This window comes from Dactylosporangium sp. NPDC006015, from assembly GCF_040614215.1.
In the GTDB taxonomy this organism is placed as follows: domain Bacteria; phylum Actinomycetota; class Actinomycetes; order Mycobacteriales; family Micromonosporaceae; genus Dactylosporangium; species Dactylosporangium maewongense.
Window position 1 is genome coordinate 41,042 of record NZ_JBEXUD010000007.1, and the last position, 20,306, is coordinate 61,347.

Genomic DNA, 20,306 nt, shown 5'->3' on the forward strand with positions numbered 1-20,306 from the left:
AGTTCATGTTGCGCAGTCTCAAGCAGTACGTCCTCGTGCCCGCTCTGGCGCTCGCCGCGACGGCGACGACGCTCGTCGTGACCACCGCCCCAGCCGACGCGGCCGTCATCTCCGTCCGCGTCAACGGCGCCCTTGCCGCCCGCAACGGCGCCGCCAACTGGTTCACGCAGACCCGGAAGATCAAGAACAAGCAGAAGGTGACGGTCACCTGCAAGGTCAGCGGCCAGTACCTGCGCGGCAACGTCCGGCGCACCGCCCAGTGGGACCGCACCGCGATCGGTGACTTCATCTCCCACGCGTACGTCTCCGGCAACCCCAAGCTGCCGACCTGTGTCACCGCCCCCGCCCCCGCACCCACGACCGCCGCGCCCGTCGCGACCCCGGTCGCCGCGGTCCCGATGGGCCCGACCGGCACGATGACCAACGCGCAGTTCCTGGCCGCGTCGATCCCCGCCGCCCAGCAGAGCCAGCGCGACACCCGCGTGCCGACGTCCGTCACCCTCGCCCAGGCCATCCTCGAATCGGGCTGGGGCCGCAGCTCCCTGTCGGCCAACGACCGCAACTTCTTCGGCATGAAGTGCTTCAACAACGCCCCCGGCGCCTACGCCGCCGGCTGCAAGTCCTACAGCACCCAGGAGTGCAACGCCGCCGGCGTCTGCAGCACGACGGTCGCCACGTTCCGCACGTACGCCACCGCCACCGCCTCCTTCACCGACCACGGCATGGCCCTGAAGAACCTGTCCCGCTACGCGGCCGCCTTCAACTACCTCAACGACCCGAACCAGTTCGTCGCCGAGGTCCACAAGGGCGGCTACGCCACCGACCCGCTCTACACCACGAAACTGGTCGCCCTCATGCAGAAGTACAACCTCTACCAGTACGACCTCGCCCTGTAAGTCCGTACGGCCCATACGCACAACGGCGGCGGTCACGCCCGGCTCACCCCGGACGTGACCGCTGCTTCCGTGTTCCGAGCGCGCGGTCGACCCACGGGCAAGTGCGACCCTCCAGCCGGATGGCGGACCGTTCCTGCCGGGTCCGTCCGACCGCGCGATGCTGACGATGCGCGGCGCGTGGACCCGTTCCCTGGCCCGTCTTCCGGCGCTTTGTGGCGACGGTCGAAGCGTCCGGGGACATCCGCGCCGGGAGCTGAAGCGGGGGTCAGAGGGAGACGGGGCGGGTGGCCGGGCTGGTGGACTCGGCCATCGTGAAGTGGCCCGGTTCGGTCGCGGGGTGGACGGAGACCTCGATGGCGTCGTCGGGGAAGCGGAGTGTGAAGACGGGGTCGAGGTCGCAGAGGAAGGTGAAGCCTTCCAGGGCCTCGGGGCCGGGTTCGAGCAGATGGCCGTGCGCCGACCAGGTGTCGCCGTCCGAGGTGATGACGACGGAGACTTCGCCGGCGCCGAACGCGGTGGAGGAGTTCGCCCACCAGCCGAGGTGGCAGATGCCTTCGTAGCGGTCCATCGCAGCAGCATGGCGTACAGACAGCAAAAACGCGGACCGGCGAGGGGGGTGCCGGTCCGCGTTTTCGTCTGTGGGGTGGGGTTGGGCGCCACGCGCAGGCGTCGGAGGCTGCCGCGCGGAGCGCGTGGCAGTGCGAGCGGTGTGAGCATGGGGGTGCGGGTGGGAACCCCCGCCGGGGCCCTGCCGCGGAGCGGTGGGGGTGATTGCAGCGCGGACCGGCGAGGGGGTGCCGGTCCGCGTTTTCGTCTGTGGGGCAATTTCAGGCGGCGTCCACCGAGACGAGGAGGCCCTGGTTGACGGCGGCCATGAGGGCCTGGGAGCGGTTGTTGACGCGGAGCTTGCTGTACAGGCGGGACACGTACGTCTTGACCGTGGCCTCGGAGACGGCGAGGCGCTGGGCGATGGTCGGCAGGCTCAGGCCGTCGCGCATGAGGGAGAGGACCTCCTGCTCGCGCTGGCTGAGCAGGCCGGTCTGGCCGCGGCGGCGGGAGAGGGCGGAGGAGAGGCCCGGGGCGGTGAAGGAGTGCGGGGCGACCGCGGCGTGGCGGATGGCGGCGAGGACCGACGGGATCGGGGCGGCCTTGGTGACGTAGGCGGAGAGGCCGGCGTCGAGGGCGCGGTAGAGGAGGTTGTCGTCGCTGACGGCGCTGAGCAGCACGACGCCGAGGTCGGGGCTGGCGGCGCGGAGCCGGCGGGCGAGGCTGATGCCGTCGCTGTCGGCGAGGGAGGCGTCGATGGTGACGACGTTGGCGCGGGTCTCGGCGACGACGCGCTCGGCTTCGGCGGCGCTGCCCGCCTCGCCGACCAGAGTGATGTCCGGGACGGTCGCCACGACACGGTTGAGGCCGAGTCGGAGAAGGACGTGTTCATCGACGGCGACCAATCGGATCGTCATCTGGGCTCCTTGGGAAAGTGTGTCGTGGCCTGGACGTTTACGGCGTGGATCATTGCCAGGTAAGCGTCGCAGGCCGCACCGGCCGGGTGCCAGACGCTGCAATTGACCTGCGCTCGTCGGCAACCGTGCTGCACCGCAGGACAATCGGACACCGGTGGACACCGTCGGCTCTCCGGCCGGAATCGCACCTCCCAAAGCCCGGCGGCTCAGGAGAGGAGCACCGGGAAGGGCAGGGCGTTGCGGGGCAGCGTGATGCGGACGGTGGTGCCGCCGCCGGGGGTCCCGTCGATCACCAGCCTGGCGTCGTGCGCCTCCACGATGCGCTGGCAGGTGGCGAGGCCGATGCCGGAGCCCTCCACGTCGGTGCGCAGCCTGGTGAACATCTCCAGCACGCGCGGGCGGTCCTCCTCGGCGATGCCGATGCCGCTGTCGGCGACGGCGAAGGTCCAGCCGTCGGGGTCCTCGCTGCCGGTGATCGAGATGTGGCAGGCACGGCCGCGGTCGCGGAACTTCAGCGAGTTGCTGACCAGGTTCTGGACGAGGACGCGCAGCTGGGTGGCGTCGCCGTACACCATGGGCAGCGGACCGGTGTCGACCGTCGCCTGCGCGGCCGAGATCGCGGCGCCGACGTCATCGAGGACCTGCTGCACGACGGCGCCGAGGTCGACCTGGGCGAAGGACGGGCGTCCACCGAGCGACGCGTGCGACAGGACGTCCTCGATCATGCGCCACATCCGGGTCGCGGAGGACAGGGCCTTGTCGACGCAGCGCTTCGCGGTGGCGTCCTCGAGCACGGCGTCGATCTCGGCCAGCATCGCCACGAAGCCGAGGACGCCGGTGAGCGGGTTCTTGAGGTCGTGGCTGACCTGGCCGGCGAAGTGCTGCAGGGAGGCGTTGGAGCGCTGCAGCTCGCGGGTGGTGCGCTGCACCGTGTTGAGGGCCCGTTCGAGCATCTGGCCGTGCCGGTGCAGGTCCATCACGTCCATGACCATGCGGGCCAGCTTCTCCAGGCCCTCGCGCTGCTGTGCGGTGAGCTCGTGTGGCTGCTGGTCGAAGACGCAGAGGCTGCCCAGGACGTGGCCGTCCCGGTCGCGCAGGTGCGCGGAGGCGTAGAAGCGCACGTCGTCGATCTCGCCGGTGACGAACGGGTTGCGGTTGAAGCGGGGGTCGAGGGTCGCGTCGCGGACGACGACGGTCTCCGGCTCGACGATGCTGATCGCGCACATCGAGTCCTCGCGGTCGCAGACGCCGGGCTCGAAGCCGTAGGCGGCCATCTGGTGCTGCTGGGTCGCGGAGATGATGTTGACGACCGCGTTCGGCACGCCGCAGATGTAGGCGGCGAGCTCGACGACCGACGGCAGGTCCGGCAGCGGGGGCACCCCGAGGATGCCGTAGTCCGCGAGGGACCGCAGCCGTTCCTGCTCGTCGGCCGGCACCGGGAAGGCGCGCGTCTTCGTGCTCGTGTGCGATGTGCTGGTCATGGTGCGACCATAGGCGCCGAAAGTTGCTGGTCAGCCTAGTTCGTACCGCAGGGTCAGGGTGTGCGCGCCGCCCTCGGCGATCGAGATTTCGGCGACGCCGCGGATGCCGGTCAGCTCGCCTGTACCGGTGTCCGGCACGACCGTCCAGGAGGCGCCGGCGCCCGACGCGGTGTGGTGCAGCACGAACGTCCCGGCCCGGCCGTGGAGGCTGCCCAGGAAGCGTTCGAAGCCGACGTACGCGGAGGACTCCTGGACCGTCGCCTGGCACATGACCGTGAAGGCCTCGCTGGTGCCGGCGAAGTCGCCGGTGAACGTCTTGGTGATCCTGGTGCGCGACAGGCGGGCCCCGGCGCGCTCGTCGCAGAGGTCGTCTTCCCAGGTCTCGATCGTGAACGGCGCGACGGCCTTGGTTTCCATGGGTGGCAGCCTCCCGTACGAACCTGACAACCGCCGTCAGGAATGGGGCAGCGTGATCCGGACGGTGACGCCGCGCTGCTCCACGCAGGTCACCATGCCGCCGCCGTGACGGGCGGCGATCTCGCGGCCGAGCATGAGGGCGAGCGCCGCGGTACGGTGCTCGCCCGGGTGGTCGGGGTGCGGGATCCGCATCGACAGCAGGCGCTCGGCGCTCAGCGGGCCCGCGACCGTGGCGGCCACCAGCACCGTCCAGGTGCCGCCGGCGCGGGCGGCGGTCACGGCGATCGGCCGGTCCGCGTCGTTGACCAGGCCGGCGACGTCCACGGCGGTGCGCAGCAGCTGCCGCAGCAGTGGCCCGTCACCGAAGAGGTGCGCGGCGTCCGGCACGTCCAGGACGACGGCGAGCCCGCCGGTGACCTCATGGAGCAGCGGCCGAAGGTCGACCCGGACCGCGTCGAGCGGCGCCTCGGCGGACTCCAGCTCGGCCAGCAGCATGAGGTCGGCGACGGTGAGCTGCATGCGCTCCGCGTTGCGCCGGATGGCGGCGAGCGCGGCGTGCCGGTCGGCCGGGTCGAGCTCGAGGATGTCCTCGGCGGCGTCGAGCATGTTGGCGAACGTGATGATCGACGTCAATGGCGTCCGCAGCTCGTGCGCGGCCACCCGGATGAACTCGGTCCCCAGCTGGGACATGCCGGAGCCGGTGGCCGCGTCGGGCGATCCGGTGGCTTCTGTGGCGGTGTCGTCAGCGATGAGCACCCCCTCGGTCCTTCGGAAACGTTACAGGACATGTCATTACATTGCGTAGGATATGTGTGTACCGACAGTAAGCGACGAATGTCGCAAAGGCTGCCGGCCGAGGAGAGCTTTGCGTGGAGAGACCGACCGTCTGGTTGACACGGGCCTGATCGAAGGCGCTGTGGTCGACCTGGTGGTCCGTGCCGCGAACGCGACCACCGTGGTGGACGCGCAGCGCCTCGTCGCGGAGCTGCGGGGCTTCTCCGGTGTCCGCTCCGCGGAGATCGTCGCCGCGCTGACCCCGGTCGTCGGCGAGCTCGACCTGCTGGAGCGGCTCCCGGTCGGCCCGGCCCAGTGGGGCCAGGAGCTGCGGGTCGAGTTCAGCGCCGCGCCCGCCCGCACCGAGCTGCTCGCCGCCGCCGCGGAGATCGCCGCCGCCGCCGACCGCGCCCTCGTCCAGCCGTGCCGCGCCGTGCCGCCACCGCCGATGCTCGGCTCGCCCCTCGCGTGGGCGATCACCACCGGCGCGCGGGCCATGATCCTGACCGTCGACCCCGCCCGGGGATGGAGCGCGCTGTCCGACTCGTTCGGCACGGTCCTCGGGCACGACCGGCACAGACCCCCGGACTACCGCCTCGTCGACCTGATCCACCCCGACGACCGGCCCGCGGCCGTCGCCATGTTCCTGACCTGCTGCGCCGGCCACCACCCGTCCGGGACCACCGACCTGCGGCTGTGCACCGCCGCCGGCCGGTGGCGCGTCATCGAGGTCGCCGCCCGCACGTTCGTCGACGACGCCCAGGTCGGTGCCGTCGTCTTCTTCGGCATCGACGTCACCCGCCAGCGCGAGACCGAGCGCACCGCCGCCGTCGAGCGGCAGCGCCTCGCGCGGCTCGTCGAGACGATGGACGACGGGCTGCTGCTGCTCGACGAGCAGGGCCGGGTCCGGCTGGCGAACCTCGCCGCGCACCGGCTCCTGGACACCGGCATGGTCGGCCCCGGCGCGTCGCGCAGCGACCTGGCCGAGGACGACCCGCTCGACTGGGCCGCGGTCATCGGCCGCGCGGTCGAGCGGGTCGGCCGGGACTCGGCGCGGATCCAGCGGCTGCGCGAGGCGTTCATCCTGCGGCGCGCGATCGTCGGCGAGGAGATCCCGTTCGACGACGGGCGGGTCCTGGAGATCGATCTGGTGCCGGTCGCCGGCCCCGGCGAGACGGACTCGGGCACCCTCGTGCACCTCCGGGACGTCACCGCCAGGGTCGCGGTCCACCGCGGGCTGGAGGAGCGCAGCCGGGGCCTGGAGGAGCGCAGCCGCGGGCTGGAGGAGCGCAACCGGGCGCTGATCGAGGCGACCGCGCTCAACAACGAGTTCGTCGCCACCGTCTCGCACGAGCTGCGTGGCCCGCTGTCGTCGGTCGTCGCGTTCGCGCACCTGCTCGGCGACGTCACCACCGGCGACCTCAGCGAGGACCAGCGCACCTACCTCGACGTGATCGACCGCAACGCCAACCGGCTGCTGCGCCTCATCGAGGACCTGCTGCTGCTGTCCCGGCTCGAGGCGCGCACCCTCCAGCTGCGGCCGATGCCGACCCGGCTGCCGGAGCTCCTCGCCGTCGCCGTCGCCGAGCGGACCCCGGCGGCGCTCGCGGCCGGGCTGGAGCTGGTGCTGGAGTGCGAGGACGGGCCCGAGATGATCTGCGACGACACCCGGGTGCACCAGGTGGTGGACAACCTGGTCAGCAACGCCGTGAAGTTCACGCCGAGCGGCGGCAGGGTCACCGTCCGGGCCGGGCCCGACGGCGACGGCTGGACGGTCGCCGTGGCGGACTCGGGCGTCGGCATACCCGCCGCCGACCTGCCCCGGCTCTTCAGCGCATTCTTCCGCGGCTCCAACGTCGCCGCGGCGGTCGGGCGGCAGGTCATGCCCGGCACGGGGCTCGGGCTCGTGGTGAGCCGGGCCATCGTCGAACTGCACGGTGGCGGCATCAGCGTCGCCAGCACCGAAGGGGTCGGCACGACGGTCACGCTGTCGTTGCCTTCGCGACCAGCACGAAATGGGGGATGATCGTGAGCCGGCTTCTTGTGGTCGAGGACGATCCAGATATCGCCATGGCTCTGCGCCTGCTGCTGACGCGGGCCGGACACCAGGTCGCACACGCCAAGGACGGCAGGACCGGACTCAGGGACGCCTACACGGAGCGCCCCGAGCTCGTCATCCTCGACATCGGGCTGCCCGGCATGGACGGCTGGCAGGTCCTGGAGCGGCTGCGCGACGTCAGTGACGTCCCGGTGCTGCTGCTGACCGCGCACGGGCAGGAGTCCGACAAGGTGCGCGGCCTGCGCGGCGGCGCGGACGACTACCTCACCAAGCCGTTCACCAACGCGGAGCTCGTGGCCCGGGTCGAGGCGCTGCTGCGGCGCAGCGCCGGACCCGCGTCCTGGGCCGACGAGGTGTACGACGACGGTGTCCTGCGCATCGACCCGGCCGCCCGCCGCACCTTCGTGGCCGGTGACGAGGTGCGGCTCACGCCCACCGAGTTCCGACTGCTGAACGTGCTGGTCCGGCACGCCGGCGCGGTGCTGTCGCCCAACCAGCTGCTCGCCCAGGCCTGGGACGACCCGACCGGCATCGGCCCGGAGCGGGTCAAGTTCGCGGTCCTGCGGCTGCGGCGCAAGCTCGGCTGGACCGACCCGGACGCGTCGCCGATCGAGTCCGTGCGGGGGTTCGGTTACCGGTACCGGCGGCCGGTCCTGGACCGCGCCGGCGAGTGAGGGCCCCGTCAACCCAAGCGCAACTGGCCGGGACCGGGGGAGGGGCCCCGGGCCCGGCAACCTGATACCTGGAAAGAGCAGCCAGCCCCAGGGAAGAGAGCCCACATGATCGACCAGCTCGTTGACGGCCACGTCCACACCGCCTTCTCGTCCGGCCGGGACAGTGTCAGCGTCCTCGTGGCCAGCGCCGAGCAGGCGGGGCTGACCGAGGTGACGTTCGCCGACCGCGTGGGTCCCGACACGAGCTGGCTGTCGCCGTACCTCGCCTCGATCCAGCGCGCCCAGCAGCGCACCGACCTCGTCCTGCGCCGCGGCGTCGAGGTCGAGGCGATCGGCATCGACGGCTGGCTGGCGTTCCCGTCCGACCTCAACGGCCTCGAGGTCATCTCCGTCGGGCTCAACCGGCTGCCGCTGCCCGCCGGGCTGCTCAGCCCCGATGCCGTGCGCGGGCTCATCGACAACGGCACCATGCGCGCCCTGGACGTCATCGACCAGGTGGTCACCGTGACGGGCCTGGCCGTGGAGCGGGTCTCCCGCTACGCGCCGACCCGCCTCGCCCGCCCGCTGGACTTCCTCGCCCGCGCCGGCATCGACGAGTCCGCGGTGCCGGACGCGGCGATCGCCGACCTGGTCGAGGCGTGCCGCACCAACGGCACGGTCGTCGAGGTCAGCGAGCGGCACCGGCTGCCCGGGCTGCGCTTCGCCCAGGCGTGCGTCGAGGGCGGCGTGCGGCTGGTCGCGGTCAGCGACGGCGTCCGCGCCAGCGAGGTCGGCTTCTACCGCTACGTCCGCGAGGTCGCGGCGGCGCTGCAGTGCTCGCCGGCCACGGCCTGAACGGTTTCACCCACGGGCACGCGGCCCGCAGCCCGCGATCCAGTCAGGACCCGCCGTTATCCGCTCGAAAAGGGCAGATCGCGGCGGGTCCGACTTTAGGATCGAAGATGTGTCGAAGGATCGCGAACTCGTCCTCGTCTCCCTGTTGCAGGAGGCGACCCGGATCGCGAACGAGGCGGACAGCATCGCCGACGCCGGGCTGCCGGTGATCAAGGCGGTCTGCGCCGCCACCGGCTGGGACGCCGGCCACCTGTGCCTGCCCGACGAGCGCGACCGGCGCGTCTTCGTGTCCACGGACATCTGGTACGAGGAGGTCCCCGACTCCTTCGGCGGGCTGCGCAGCGCGAGCGAAGGGCTCCGGTTCACGTACGGCGGCGGCATCGTCGGCAGCGCCGCCCGCACCGGCCGCCCCGTCTGGACGGCGGACGTCTCCACGGACGTCAACTTCATGCGCGCCCGCATCCCGGGCGCGACCGCGGGCGTCGGCGCCGCCATCGCCTTCCCGATCACCGCCCGCGGGGTCGTCGCGGCCGTGCTGGAGTTCTTCACCATCGAGCCGGCGGACCCCGACCCGCGACTGCTGGAGATCATGGCCGACGTCGGCATCCAGCTCGGCCGGGTCGCCGACCGCATGGCCGCCACCCAGGCGCTGCGCTTCGGCACCGAGCGCATGGAGCGCATCCTCGACAGCTGCATCGAGGCCTTCGTCGCGATGGACGAGGGCGGCATGATCACCGGCTGGAACGCCGCCGCCGAGAAGGTCTTCGGCCTGTCGAAGGAGGAGGCGATCGGCCGCCGGCTGGCCGACACGATCGTGCCGCCGCGCTTCCGCGAGGCCCACCACCTCGGCGTCGGCCGCTTCCTGACCACGGGCGAGCGGCACGTGCTCGACAACCGGATCGAGATCGCCGCCTGGCACGCCAACGGCTACGAGTTCCCGATCGAGCTCGCCATCTGGGCCGTGCGGGACGCGATGCAGGGCTGGAGCTTCAACGCCTTCGTGCACGACATCACCGACCGCAAGCGCACCGAGGACGCGCTGCGCGCCGCCTACGAGCACGAGCGCGAGGCGGTCTCCCGGCTCCGCGAGCTCGACCTGGTCAAGAGCGACTTCGTGGCGACCGTGTCGCACGAGTTCCGCACGCCGCTGACCAACGTCATCGGCCACCTGGAGGTCCTCACCTCCGGCGAGGCCGGCGAGCTCAACCCGGCGCAGGCGCGGATGCTGCAGGTCATCGGCCGCAACTCCGACCGGCTGCGGGCGCTCATCGAGGACCTCCTCACCATCTCCAAGGTCGAGGCCGGGGTCTTCGACCTCGAGCTGGTCCGCACCGACCTCACCGATGTGCTCGTCGCCGCGCGCAAGGCCGTCGAGCCGCGGGCCAAGCGCCGCGGCCACCGCCTGGAGCTGCGCACCGCCCCGCACCTCGGCACCGTCGACGCCGACCCCGAGCAGCTCGAGCGCGCCCTGGTCAATCTGCTGGTCAACGGGATCAACTTCACCCCCGACGGCGGGCTCATCGAGATGACCGCGCAGCACGACGGCGACCACGTGGTGATCGTGGTCCGCGACACGGGGGTCGGCATCGACGAGGCGGAGCAGGGGAAGCTCTTCACGCGGTTCTTCCGCGGCACGTTCGCCGTCCGCGAGGCCGTGCAGGGCGCCGGGCTCGGCCTGGCGATCACGAAGACGATCGTGGAGGGTCACGGCGGCGAGATCGCCGTCGAGAGCGTCGTCGGCGCCGGCACCACCTTCACGATCAGGATTCCACGTGAACGTCCTCTTTGGCTGTGACCTGCTCGGCCGGTGACTTCACCGGTGACTTCCCGGGCGTCTTCTCGGACGTCTTCCCTGGGGCCTTCTCCGGTGTCAGGACCGTCTGGAAGCCGGTGCGGGTCATCTGGCCCCACTCGTGCTTGCCGCCCTTGATCGCGGCCCACATGCCCATCGTCCGCCACATCGCGGTCAGCTGCCGGTAGCCGAAGTTCTCCAGCACCGACGCGAGGACCGAGGCGATGAGGTCCGTCCAGCGGTGGTACCGGTGGAACGAGTACTCCTCGACCGTCAGCGCGATCAGGTTCAGCAGCAGCGCGTAGCCGTACGCGACGGCGACGAACACGAGCGCGAACCGGGCGTCGATCGCGCCGACGTACAGCCCGAGCGGGACGAGGACCACCCCGGCCAGCTCGACGATCGGCGCCAGCAGCTCGAACAGCACGTAGTAGGGCATCGCGACGAGCCCGATCCGCCCGTACCTCGGGTTCAGGATCATCGACCGGTGCTTGCGGAGGATCTCGGTGATGCCCCGGTGCCACCGGCGGCGCTGCTTGCCGAGCACCTTCAGCGAGCTGGGCGCCTCGCTCCAGGACACCGGCTCGGCGACGAACACGATCCGGTAGTCGCGGCGCTGCCGGCGCAGGTGCCGGTGCAGCCGGACGACCAGCTCCGCGTCCTCGCCGATGCAGTCGTGGTCGAGCCCGCCGACCTCGACGAGCAGGTCCCGGCGGAAGATGCCGAACGCGCCGGAGATGATGAGCAGCCCGCCGATCCTCGACCAGCCGGTCCGGCCCAGCAGGAATGCCCGCAGGTACTCCACCACCTGCACCCTGGGCAGCCAGTTGCGCGGCATCCGGACGTCGACGATACGGCCGGCGACGACCGTGCAGCCGTTCGCGACGCGGATGACGCCGCCGGACGCGACGGTGCGGATCGGGTCGTCGGTGAAGGGTTTCGCCACCGACAGCAGCGCCTGCGGGTCGAGCACCGAGTCGGCGTCGACCATGCAGACGAGCGGGTACTGGGCGACGTTGATGCCCGTGTTGACCGCGTCGGTCTTGCCGCCGTTCTGCTTGCGCACCACGACGAGCGGATCCGGCCGCTCCCTCGGCACGTGCACCGACTGGATGCGCCCCCGGGTGGGGGTCGCGTCGGGCACCACGCGGGGCACCTCGACCAGGCCGAACTCCTCCTGCAGCCGCTCGAACGTGTCGTCGGTGGATCCGTCGTCGATGACGATGACCTCGAAGACCGGGTAGCGCAGGGCGAGCATCGCCTGGACCGACTGCACGATGCCGGCCGACTCGTTGTACGCCGGGACCAGCACCGAGACCGGCTGCGTGAGCGGGCTGCGGTACGTCTCCTCGTGCCCGGCGAACGGCACCCGCCGCATGTGGTGCACGAACTCGGCCGACGCGAGCACGATCAGTACCAGGTAGCTGGAGTTGATCAGCAGGAAGTACGTCAGGATGAACACGTCCGTGACGGTCAGCAGCTGCCGCACCCAATCGGCGATCATGGCACGAGTTGCCTGCGGTGGTCGTCGAGCTCGGCCGCGGCCAGCGCCTCGCGGGCGTGCGCGGCGCCGAGCAGGACCCGCTCGTCGTCGGGCTCGGTCTCGGCCCGGTGCTCCGCCGCGGTGAGCGCCGCCCGGCCGGCGCCGCCGAGGCGCAGCAGCGAGCGGGCCGCGTTGTGGGCCACCACGTACTCGATGTCGGACAGCAGCACGGTCAGCGCGGCCGCGGCGGTGACGGCGCCCAGCTCGCCGAGGGCCTTCGCGGCCTCCGCCCGCAGGGCGACGGGGCGGTCCGGCTCGAGGGAGTCGAGCAGCGGCGCCAGGGCGGTCCGGGTGCCGAGGCGGCCGAGGGTCCGGGCGGCGCTGATCCGCACGTCGAGCGACGGGTCCGCGCGCAGCGCGCTCTCCACCCGTACGGTGGCACCGACGGCACCGATGAGGCCGAGGACCTCCGCGGCGGTCGCGCGGATCGGTGCCCGCGGGTCGTCGAGGCTGGCGAGCAGCGCACCCTGCGCGGCGGTGCCGAGCCTGGTCAGCGCGGTCGCGACGACCTGCTGCGGCACCATGCGCCGGCTGGCCAGGGTGGCGAGCAGCGGCTGGGTCGCGCCGGCGTCGCCGATGCGGCCGAGCGAGCGGGCGGCGACCACCCGGACGTCGGGGTCGGGGTCGCCGAGCAGGTCGCACAGCGGCAGCAGCGCGTCCTTGCGGCCCAGGTTGCCCAGCACCTCGGCGGCCTGCGCGCGGGCCACCGGGTCGCGGCGGCGCAGCCGGCTGCGGGCCCGCCAAGCGGCGCCGCGGCGCTCGAACACGTCGACGAGCGTGGTGTGCGCCTCGCCGCGGACCTTGCCCAGCAGGGCGATCGCGTTGGGCTCCACCGCCTGCCAGACCTCGTCGGACAGGCGCACGAGCGCCTCGACCTGCTCGGGGTCGTCGTCCCCGGCGGCGATGGCGAGCAGCAGCCGGCGGGCGGGCGTGGCGAGCTTGGCACGGCGGGCCTCGCGGGCGCGGCGCACGGCCCTGCCGCCGACGATGAGGCCGCCGAAGACCAGCGCCGCGACGAGCAGGACGGCCAGCGCCACGAGGGCGGCGCCGGCGAGCGTCACGTGCGCATCCGCGCCAGCACGGCCTCGACGCGGCTCACCAGTTCCCGGGGGCTGAAGGGCTTGACGATGTAGTCGTCGGCGCCGGCGCCGAAGCCGACTTCCACGTCGCCCTCCTGGGCGCGGGCCGTGAGCAGGATGATCGGCAGCGCCTTCGTGCCGGCGTCCTGCCGCAGCTGGCGGCACACGTCGATGCCGGACATGCCGGGCATCATGACGTCGAGCACGACGAGGTCCGGCGGGTTCTGGGTCGCCTCGGTGAGCGCGGCGAGCCCGTTGTCGACCGCGACGACGTCGTAACCGGCCTGCTCGAGCTTGAAGGCGACGAGGTCCCTGATGTCCATGTCATCGTCGGCGACCAGGATGGCGGTCATGAGCAGTCCTCGCCCCTCTCACCCTTCATGAGATTTCATCATATGTGGCTTTTCGGGTGATTGTTCGCTGATCGACAAAGGACGCCGGCCTGCGGCCGGCGCCCCTTCTGTCCTGTCCGGAGTGCTCAGATCCGGGTCTGCCGGCCGCGGGCCTGCATGTGCTGCATGGGGCCGAGGTTGCCGGCGGCGGGCGGGCCCTGAGGGGGGCGCTCGTTGGAGGCGTGCGTCATGCCGGACGCGGACGCGATGCCGCGCGCGATGGTCGCCGGCGTCGCCGTCACGGGGCGGTTGGTGGCCGTCGCCGGGCGGTTGACCGTGGTCTTCGTGGCGGCCTCCTCGCAGAAGCGCTTGAAGCCCTTGAGGTCCGCCTTGAGCCGCCGGTTGAGCACCTCGACGGCGTGCTGCTCGGTCGGCATCAGCTCGCGGGCGTCGATCTGCAGCTCCGCGATGACCCTGGTCATGCCGTCGGCCATCGGCTCGAGCCGCAGCGCCTCGCTGACCTGCGGGCCGTCGAGGGCCTCCCAGCACAGGAACTCGCCGGGGCGCGTCTCGGTGATCCGGGCGTCGAACTCCGCGCGGTTGCCGCCGATGTCCAGCACCATGTGGGCCGTCGAGGCGTCGATCGGCGCCATGCTCATCACCCCGGACATGAACTGCGGGTAGTTCTCGAAGTGGGTGAGCTGCTCGTACGCGACCCCGGCCGGGACGGCCACCTCAATGGACTCTCTCGCTGTGCTCACGGCGACCCCCTAGTCTCGGATGCCCAAACACCGTACCGACGGGTTAGACCTAGTTGAGACCGATTCGCGGTTTCTGCAACGGTTGACAACGCCGATGGCCCCCGCGCCATCGCGCGGGGGCCATCGGTCACCAGGGGGAGGTGAGCAATCAGACGGTCAGGGTCCAGGTGTCCAGCGTGCCGGTGTCGCCGGCGAAGACGTCCTGCACGCGGAGGGTCCACACGCCGTTGCGGGTCTCCGTGGAGAGGTCCACGGTGTAGGTCGCGGTCAGGTTGGCCACGTCGTCACCGGAGATCGAGGACTTCAGCTTGTACGCGGTGCCGTCCGGGGCGATCAGGTCGACACGCAGGTCGCCACGGTCGGTGTGCTTCACGGCCACCTTGACGGTCGAGGTCTTGGAGGCGGTCCCGGCGCAGCCGGCGATGGTGACCTTGCTGTTGACGGTGGCCCGGTCGGCGATGAAGTAGTCGGCGTTGTTGGAGGCCGCGGCGCAGGTGGTCGGGGTGGTCGGCGTCGTCGGGGTGGTCGGGGTGGTGGTCGGCGGGTTGGTCGGCGCGGTCGTGGAGATCAGCGCGGTGGTGTTGAGCAGCTTGTTGGGCGAGCCGGTGCCGGCGCCCGTGACCTTGCCGCTGACGGCGCCGTTGACGATCGCGTCGCGGACCTGCGCCGGGGTGGCGGTCGGGTGACCGGCCAGGTAGAGGGCGGCCGCGCCGGCGACGTGCGGGCTGGCCATCGAGGTGCCGCTCATCTTGGTCGTGCCGGTGTTGCCGCTGTTGGCGCTGGACAGGATGCTCACGCCGGGCGCGAACAGGTCCAGGCAGCTGCCGAAGTTGGAGAAGCTGGCGCGGGCGTCCTTGCTGTCGGTGGCGCCGACGGTGATCGCCTCGGGCAGGCGGGCCGGGGACTTCGTGCAGGCGTTGGCGGAGTCGTTGCCGCCGGCGACGACGTACGTGACGCCCGACGCGATCGACTTCTTCACCGCGTCGTCGAGCGTGGAGCCGGCCGAGCCGCCGAGGCTCATGTTGGCGACGGCGGGCTTGACGGCGTTCTTCGTCACCCAGTCGACGCCGGCGATGATCTGCGAGTAGGAGCCGCTGCCCTGGCAGTCCAGCACCCGGACGCCGACGAGCTTGACGTCCTTCGCGACGCCGTAGGTGGCGCCGCCGACGGTGCCGGCGACGTGCGTGCCGTGGCCCTGGCAGTCCGTCGCGTCCGAGTCCTTGTCGACGAAGTCGTAGCCGGACTTGGCGCGGCCGCCGAACTCGCTGTGGGTGAGCCGGATGCCGGTGTCGATGATGTACGCGGTGACGTTGCTGGCCGGCCCGTAGGTGTAGCTGCCGTTCAGCGGCAGGGCCGCCTGGTCGATGCGGTCCAGGCCCCACGTCGCGCCGGACTGGGTGGCCTCGACCTGCACGATGCGGTCCTGCTCGACGTACTTGACGGCCGGGTCGGCGGCGAGGCGGCGCGCGGAGGTCGCGCTCATCTTGCCGGAGAAGCCCTTGACGGTGCTGTCGAACCGCGTGCTCACCGAGCCGCCGACCTTGCCCGCGAGGGCGTCGGAGGACGTCGTCGAGCCGTCCTTCAGGACCACGATGTAGCGGTCCTTGAGCGCCCCGGCCTCGCCGGCACCGCGGACGATGCCCTCGGCGGGGGCGGCCGCGGCGGCGGATGCGAAGGAGAAGGAGCCGGCAGCGGCGGCGGTCATGGCCAGAACAGTGAGGACGCGGCGGTTCATCATATGTCTACATCCCTTGCTTTCACATTTGCTGTCATTGCCTTGCAGAAACAAGATTGCGGGCCGTCGGTGGTGCTCCCGGGACCCGCCGGGTAGCAGCGCAGTTGCCCCGTCCCCCGGCTCGGGCCGCTGGTCGGCGACCGGTGGACACCGAAAAAGGGCCGCCCGGGACGGGCGGCCCTTTTCTTCGGAGACGGGGTCAGATCTTGACGTTGAAACGCGGGTCGGCGGCGATCTTCTGGAACGCCGCGAGGGCCTCCGGGGTGTCGTCCATGCGGATGTCGTGACCGTTCTGGTCCTTGGCGGTCTCGAAGTAGACCAGGCCCTTGATCTGCGGCATCTTCGCCAGCTGCGGCAGGACGGTGGCGAACACGTTCGCCTTGTTCTTGCCGTCGACGACCGTCGACGAGTCGTAGACGCCCCACTCGGCGACCATGATGGGCTTGCCGGGGTGCTTGGTGGTGGCCCAGGTGTACCAGCCGGGGAACTTCGCCGGGGCGTTGGTGCGGTTCATCATGTAGTTGAAGTCACCGGTGTGGAAGCCGCCGGGCTGCGCGTTGTTGTAGGTGTCGACGCCGACCCAGTCCACGACGTCGTCGCCGGGGTAGAGGTCGCCCCACCAGGACGTGTTGTTCCACTTCTCGTAGTTCATGTAGGCGACGACGAAGACGGCGTTGGTGACCCCGTTGGCCTTCATGCGCAGGACGGTGTGGCGGAACATCGCGGCGTAGTCCTTGGCGGTCATGCCCGAGCCCGCGGTGGCGACGACGTCGTTCTCCGGCTCGTGGTGCAGGACCATGAAGAACTTCTTCGTGCCGTAGTTGGTCTTGATGTAGGTCGAGAGGCGGTCGATGCGGGCGTCCTGGTCGCCGTTGGCGACGTTGGCCCACTTCGTGCCGTAGCCGACCTTCCAGTTCAGCATCAGCGTCCGCGGGTTGGCCGGGTCGCTGGTCATCGCGATCTCGTTCTTGGTGGGGAAGAGCTCGTCGCCCTTGTGGTACGTGTGATAGATCGTCGACGTCCGGCCGCTCTTCTGCTCGAAGGTCTTCAGCGCCTCGTCGCGCGGCACGTCGGAGAAGCCGCCGGCGGCCGCGCCCCACAGCACGCCGCAGGACGGGACGAGCTTCGCGTCGACGGCGCAGCCACCGGCCGGCGTGGTCGGTGCCGGCGTCGTCGGGGCGGGCGTCGTCGGCGTGGCCACGGGCTTGCTCGGGGTGGGGGCCGGCTTGCTCGGGGTGGGAGCCGGCTTGGTCGGCGTGGGGGTGGCCTCCACCGGCGGCTTGGTGGCGGCCGGCCGGGCGACGGTGAGGTTCAGGCTGGGCTTGCCGGTGGCCGCCTCGGAGGACCTGAAGCGGGCCGGGGTGTTGGCGACCCGGGAGGTCACCGCGAACGTGTACGTCCCGGCGCCCTTGACGACCGCGCTGACGTCGAAGGTGACGGTGGCCGCGTCGCTCTTCGGCTTGGCGTTGCTGACGACCGCGCCGATCGCCGGGTCGTTCTTCGCCGTCAGGGACTTCTCGGTCCAGGTCGTGTCGGCGACCCGGCTCAGCGACAGGGTGTTCGGCAGCGCCTTGCTCTCCCGGGTCAGCACGACCTGGGCGTTCTTGACGGTCGCGCCGGGGCCGGGGTTCGCGACCCTGAACTTCAGGTACGTGACCATCGTGTCGGCGCCGGAGCGGCCGGCGACGAGGGTGTCCGAGGCGCCGAAGTTGAACGACGGGCGGCTGCTGGAGCTGTAGCCGTCCTCACCCGCTCCGGTGCGGACGACGCCCGTGGTCGCGGCGCCGGCGGTGCCCGTGGTCTCCGCGCCGGCCATGCCGGTGAGGGATACGGCGCCGGCGGTGGCACCAATGGTGAGCGCGGCGAGCGGCATCAATGCGCGGGTGTGGCGGCGAATCATGTATGTAGGCCCTTCCGTGGATGCGAATCCTGTGGAGCGGTGTTGCCGTCCGGCCGGTGTCATCCGGACCTCCACAAGATTCGGCACCTCGGGGTACACCCCTGGTTCGCCGTGCGTTGCCGTTCGGGTGCCCGGTCCTTGTGCGAGCTGTCCACAGTGGACCTGGCAGACGTGCACGGTGCGGAAATGCCAGGTGGTGTCGGGAAGTTGCCGGGCGGGTATGTGACGTTCACCCGTGATGCATCAGACGAACGGACGGAGTCGGCAACCTGCCTGTGACCAAAAGCCAACGCTTACGAACTAGTCGCTTAATTCAGGCGAACGTACTGTTAGGTAGGTAAGGCTCAACACTCAGAAAAGCCACATTTCAAGCAGCAGCTGACCGCTTCGACTCGAGGAGACTGAGATGACCCCGATGCTGATCTCGCGCCCGGCCGTTCACGTCGTCCCCGAGCTGACGGGGGAGCGCTGCGACAGCTGCGGTGCCGCCGCCAAGGCTCGCGTGACCTTCGGCGCCGCCGGTGACCTGGCCTTCTGCGGGCACCACACCAACAAGTTCGCCGACCGGATCGCCGCCACCGCCGACAAGATCGTGGTCGAGGCGGGCTTCGACTGGCGCGGCTGACACGCCGACCCGCGAAGGCGGGCTTCCCCACGGGGAGGCCCGCCTTTTGCTTGCGCGCGTGTTGTCCGTTAGGTAGCGAAAAATCGGATTTGTGATAGATAGCATCGGAGCGTGCGACGCAAGCCGAGCCCTCATCCGCGACCCGCCCCGATGGTGGGCCGGCCCGCCGCCCTGCTCGCCGTCGCCGGAGTGTTCCTCGTCGCGTTTTCGCTGGCTGTACCGGCGATGCTCCAGCAAGCGCTGTCCGGCCTCGCCATGCTCGTGGCGCTCGCCGCGGCCGGCGCGGCGGTGCTGCTGGTGCGGCAGCGGTCCGATCGGCTCAGGCAGTCGCTCGCCAGCTCGTCGGCGCGCAGCAAGGGGCTGGAGCGGGAGCTGCGGCAGCGCGCCACCCGTGACCCGGTGACCGGGCTGGCCAACCGGCGGCAGCTCACCGAACGGCTCGACAGGGTGCTCACCGGGGCGTCGCCGCCGGGTTTCACGGTCGCGCTCCTCGACCTCGACGGCTTCAAGGACGTCAACGACACGCTCGGCCACGAGGCCGGCGACGAGCTGCTCAAGCAGGTGTCGCACCGGCTGCGGGCGGCGCTGCCCGACGCCGACGTCCTGGCCCGCCTCGGCGACGACGAGTTCGCGGTCGTCTGGCGCGGCGCTTCGGACGCGTTCGAGGCGGCGTTCGCGCAGCTGCGGCCGTCGTACCCGGTGGCCGGCCACCAGGTGCACCTCACCGGCAGCGCCGGGCTCGTCGCGGTCGGCGACCAGCGCAGCTCCGCCGACGTGCTGCGCGACGCCGACCTGGCCCTGGACGCGGCGAAGACGGCCGGCAAGGACCGGGTCGTCCGCTTCGAGCCCGACCTGCGCACCGCCGCGGCCCGCCACCGCGAGCTGGCCTCGGGGCTGCGCCGGGCTCTTGCCGCGGGCGAGTTCGAGCTGCACTACCAGCCGGTCGTCCGCCTGCTCGACGAGCGGGTCACCGCGGTCGAGGCGCTGCTGCGCTGGCCGGCCGGCGGGGTGCCGCCGCTGACCTTCATCCCGGTCGCCGAGGCCATCGGGATGATCGTGCCGCTGGGCTGGTGGGTGCTGCGGCAGGCGTGCACCGACGCGCGGGCGTGGTTCGAGCGCGACGGGGTCGCCGTGACCGTCAACGTGTCCGGGCACCAGCTGCGCGAGGAGGACTTCGCCGAGCGGGTCCTCGCGGTGCTCGACGAGACCGGGCTGCCGCCCGCCGCGCTGGTCCTGGAGCTCACCGAGTCGGTGCTCGTCGACGACGCGGAGCGCACGGCGCGGCTCGGGCTGCTGCGGGAGCGGGGCGTGCGGATCGCCGTCGACGACTTCGGCACCGGGTATTCGTCGCTGGCGTACCTCGTGCACCTCCCGGTCGACATCCTCAAGATCGACCGGACCTTCACGGCCTCGGGTGTCGACTCGACCCTGATGAAGGTGATCCTGCAGCTGGCGGAGGGGTTGTCGCTGCACACGGTCGCCGAGGGGGTCGAGACCGCCGCGCAGGCCCAGGCGTTGAAGGCGCTGGGCTGCCAGTACGCGCAGGGCTACCTGTACTCCCGGCCCGTGCCGGCGGCGCAACTGTCGTTTTGACGGTGTCACCCTGTCCGCAACCCGGCGGACACGGCGGTACACCTGCGGGAGCGTGTGATTGGAGGAGCCGAAGGGGGTACAAGATGACGCCGCAGCTTCTGGAACACGTCCGGGCCGAAGCACTGTTCGTCTCCGACGTGCAGTCCTCCGATCAGATGAGCCCCGAGCACATCCGCACCGCGGTGATGCGCAGCGTCCGGCGGCACGGGCCGCGTGGCTGCGCCGCACTGGTCGCGCACGAGTTCGGGGAGCACCCCGACACCGCCGTCAGCCGGATGGGCTGGGTTCTGGGCGCGGTGCGGCTGGCGTACGCCGCCTGAGGTGTTCTTGTCGTACCCCTGGGTGAGA

Annotated in this window: 19 protein-coding genes; 8 read left to right on the forward strand and 11 right to left on the reverse strand. The window is 71.3% G+C overall.

The genetic code is table 11. The annotated features are described in order from the left end of the window. Positions 1-5 precede the first annotated feature (5 nt). Positions 6-896, forward strand: a complete 891-nt coding sequence (gene gsmA, locus ABZ321_RS14295; protein WP_354891180.1) for a sporangiospore maturation cell wall hydrolase GsmA — start codon at positions 6-8, stop codon at positions 894-896. A gap of 265 nt (positions 897-1,161) precedes the next feature. Here the strand turns inward: gsmA and ABZ321_RS14300 are convergent, their stop codons facing one another. The 5 genes from ABZ321_RS14300 to ABZ321_RS14320 form a co-directional block, all read right to left on the reverse strand. Next, positions 1,162-1,464, reverse strand: coding sequence for a hypothetical protein (locus ABZ321_RS14300; RefSeq protein ID WP_354891181.1), 303 nt, complete (start codon positions 1,462-1,464; stop codon positions 1,162-1,164). Positions 1,465-1,723: 259 nt separating this feature from the next. Further along, a complete protein-coding gene (locus ABZ321_RS14305; RefSeq protein ID WP_354891182.1) occupies positions 1,724-2,359 on the reverse strand; it encodes a response regulator transcription factor in 636 nt (211 codons plus the stop codon). Positions 2,360-2,565: 206 nt separating this feature from the next. Next, the gene (locus ABZ321_RS14310; protein ID WP_354891183.1) at positions 2,566-3,840 is read right to left on the reverse strand and encodes an ATP-binding protein; all 1,275 of its coding nucleotides are present in this window, start codon (positions 3,838-3,840) and stop codon (positions 2,566-2,568) included. Between the two features lie 30 nt (positions 3,841-3,870). Beyond that, positions 3,871-4,257 (reverse strand): DUF3224 domain-containing protein, encoded by a 387-nt coding sequence (locus ABZ321_RS14315; protein WP_354891184.1) that lies wholly within the window; start codon positions 4,255-4,257, stop codon positions 3,871-3,873. Positions 4,258-4,293: 36 nt separating this feature from the next. Further along, complete coding sequence (locus tag ABZ321_RS14320; RefSeq protein ID WP_354891185.1) at positions 4,294-5,013, reverse strand: histidine kinase dimerization/phospho-acceptor domain-containing protein; 720 nt, start codon at positions 5,011-5,013, stop codon at positions 4,294-4,296. A gap of 160 nt (positions 5,014-5,173) precedes the next feature. Between ABZ321_RS14320 and ABZ321_RS14325 the strand changes: the two genes are divergently transcribed. From ABZ321_RS14325 to ABZ321_RS14340, 4 genes are all read left to right on the forward strand, one after another. Further along, entirely contained in the window at positions 5,174-7,057 is a 1,884-nt protein-coding gene (locus ABZ321_RS14325) for an ATP-binding protein (RefSeq protein ID WP_354891186.1), read from the forward strand. After that, the gene (locus tag ABZ321_RS14330; protein ID WP_344512041.1) at positions 7,054-7,764 is read left to right on the forward strand and encodes a response regulator transcription factor; all 711 of its coding nucleotides are present in this window, start codon (positions 7,054-7,056) and stop codon (positions 7,762-7,764) included. The genes ABZ321_RS14325 and ABZ321_RS14330 overlap by 4 nt, the downstream gene beginning before the upstream one ends. Before the next feature lie 105 nt (positions 7,765-7,869). Then, positions 7,870-8,598: a hydrolase gene (locus ABZ321_RS14335; protein WP_354891187.1), complete on the forward strand. Its 729-nt coding sequence runs from the start codon at positions 7,870-7,872 to the stop codon at positions 8,596-8,598. 109 nt (positions 8,599-8,707) lie between these two features. Then, the gene (locus tag ABZ321_RS14340; protein ID WP_344512037.1) at positions 8,708-10,393 is read left to right on the forward strand and encodes an ATP-binding protein; all 1,686 of its coding nucleotides are present in this window, start codon (positions 8,708-8,710) and stop codon (positions 10,391-10,393) included. On the opposite strand, the gene ABZ321_RS14345 is transcribed toward ABZ321_RS14340, so the two are convergent. The 6 genes from ABZ321_RS14345 to ABZ321_RS14370 all read right to left on the reverse strand — a co-directional run bounded on the left by ABZ321_RS14345 (position 10,359) and on the right by ABZ321_RS14370 (position 17,740). Then, positions 10,359-11,894 carry a glycosyltransferase gene (locus tag ABZ321_RS14345; protein WP_354891188.1) on the reverse strand — a complete coding sequence of 512 codons (1,536 nt, stop codon included), beginning with the start codon at positions 11,892-11,894 and terminating at the stop codon, positions 10,359-10,361. The genes ABZ321_RS14340 and ABZ321_RS14345 overlap by 35 nt on opposite strands. Next, positions 11,891-12,994 carry a HEAT repeat domain-containing protein gene (locus ABZ321_RS14350; RefSeq protein WP_354891189.1) on the reverse strand — a complete coding sequence of 368 codons (1,104 nt, stop codon included), beginning with the start codon at positions 12,992-12,994 and terminating at the stop codon, positions 11,891-11,893. The genes ABZ321_RS14345 and ABZ321_RS14350 overlap by 4 nt, the downstream gene beginning before the upstream one ends. Next, on the reverse strand, positions 12,991-13,365 hold the full coding sequence (locus ABZ321_RS14355) for a response regulator (RefSeq protein WP_203847576.1): 375 nt from the start codon (positions 13,363-13,365) through the stop codon (positions 12,991-12,993). Before ABZ321_RS14355 ends, ABZ321_RS14350 begins: the two co-directional genes overlap by 4 nt. Positions 13,366-13,490: 125 nt before the next feature. Beyond that, positions 13,491-14,105 (reverse strand): SRPBCC family protein, encoded by a 615-nt coding sequence (locus ABZ321_RS14360; protein ID WP_354891190.1) that lies wholly within the window; start codon positions 14,103-14,105, stop codon positions 13,491-13,493. A gap of 148 nt (positions 14,106-14,253) precedes the next feature. Next, positions 14,254-15,810, reverse strand: coding sequence for a S8 family serine peptidase (locus tag ABZ321_RS14365; RefSeq protein WP_354891191.1), 1,557 nt, complete (start codon positions 15,808-15,810; stop codon positions 14,254-14,256). A gap of 229 nt (positions 15,811-16,039) precedes the next feature. Then, positions 16,040-17,740, reverse strand: a complete 1,701-nt coding sequence (locus ABZ321_RS14370; protein WP_354891192.1) for a DNRLRE domain-containing protein — start codon at positions 17,738-17,740, stop codon at positions 16,040-16,042. 406 nt (positions 17,741-18,146) lie between these two features. Between ABZ321_RS14370 and ABZ321_RS14375 the strand changes: the two genes are divergently transcribed. The 3 genes from ABZ321_RS14375 to ABZ321_RS14385 all read left to right on the forward strand — a co-directional run bounded on the left by ABZ321_RS14375 (position 18,147) and on the right by ABZ321_RS14385 (position 20,278). After that, entirely contained in the window at positions 18,147-18,365 is a 219-nt protein-coding gene (locus ABZ321_RS14375; RefSeq protein WP_033364102.1) for a hypothetical protein, read from the forward strand. Positions 18,366-18,476: 111 nt separating this feature from the next. Next, positions 18,477-19,958, forward strand: coding sequence for a bifunctional diguanylate cyclase/phosphodiesterase (locus ABZ321_RS14380; protein WP_354891193.1), 1,482 nt, complete (start codon positions 18,477-18,479; stop codon positions 19,956-19,958). Positions 19,959-20,041: 83 nt separating this feature from the next. Beyond that, a complete protein-coding gene (locus ABZ321_RS14385; RefSeq protein ID WP_344512018.1) occupies positions 20,042-20,278 on the forward strand; it encodes a hypothetical protein in 237 nt (78 codons plus the stop codon). The last annotated feature ends 28 nt before the right edge of the window (positions 20,279-20,306 follow it).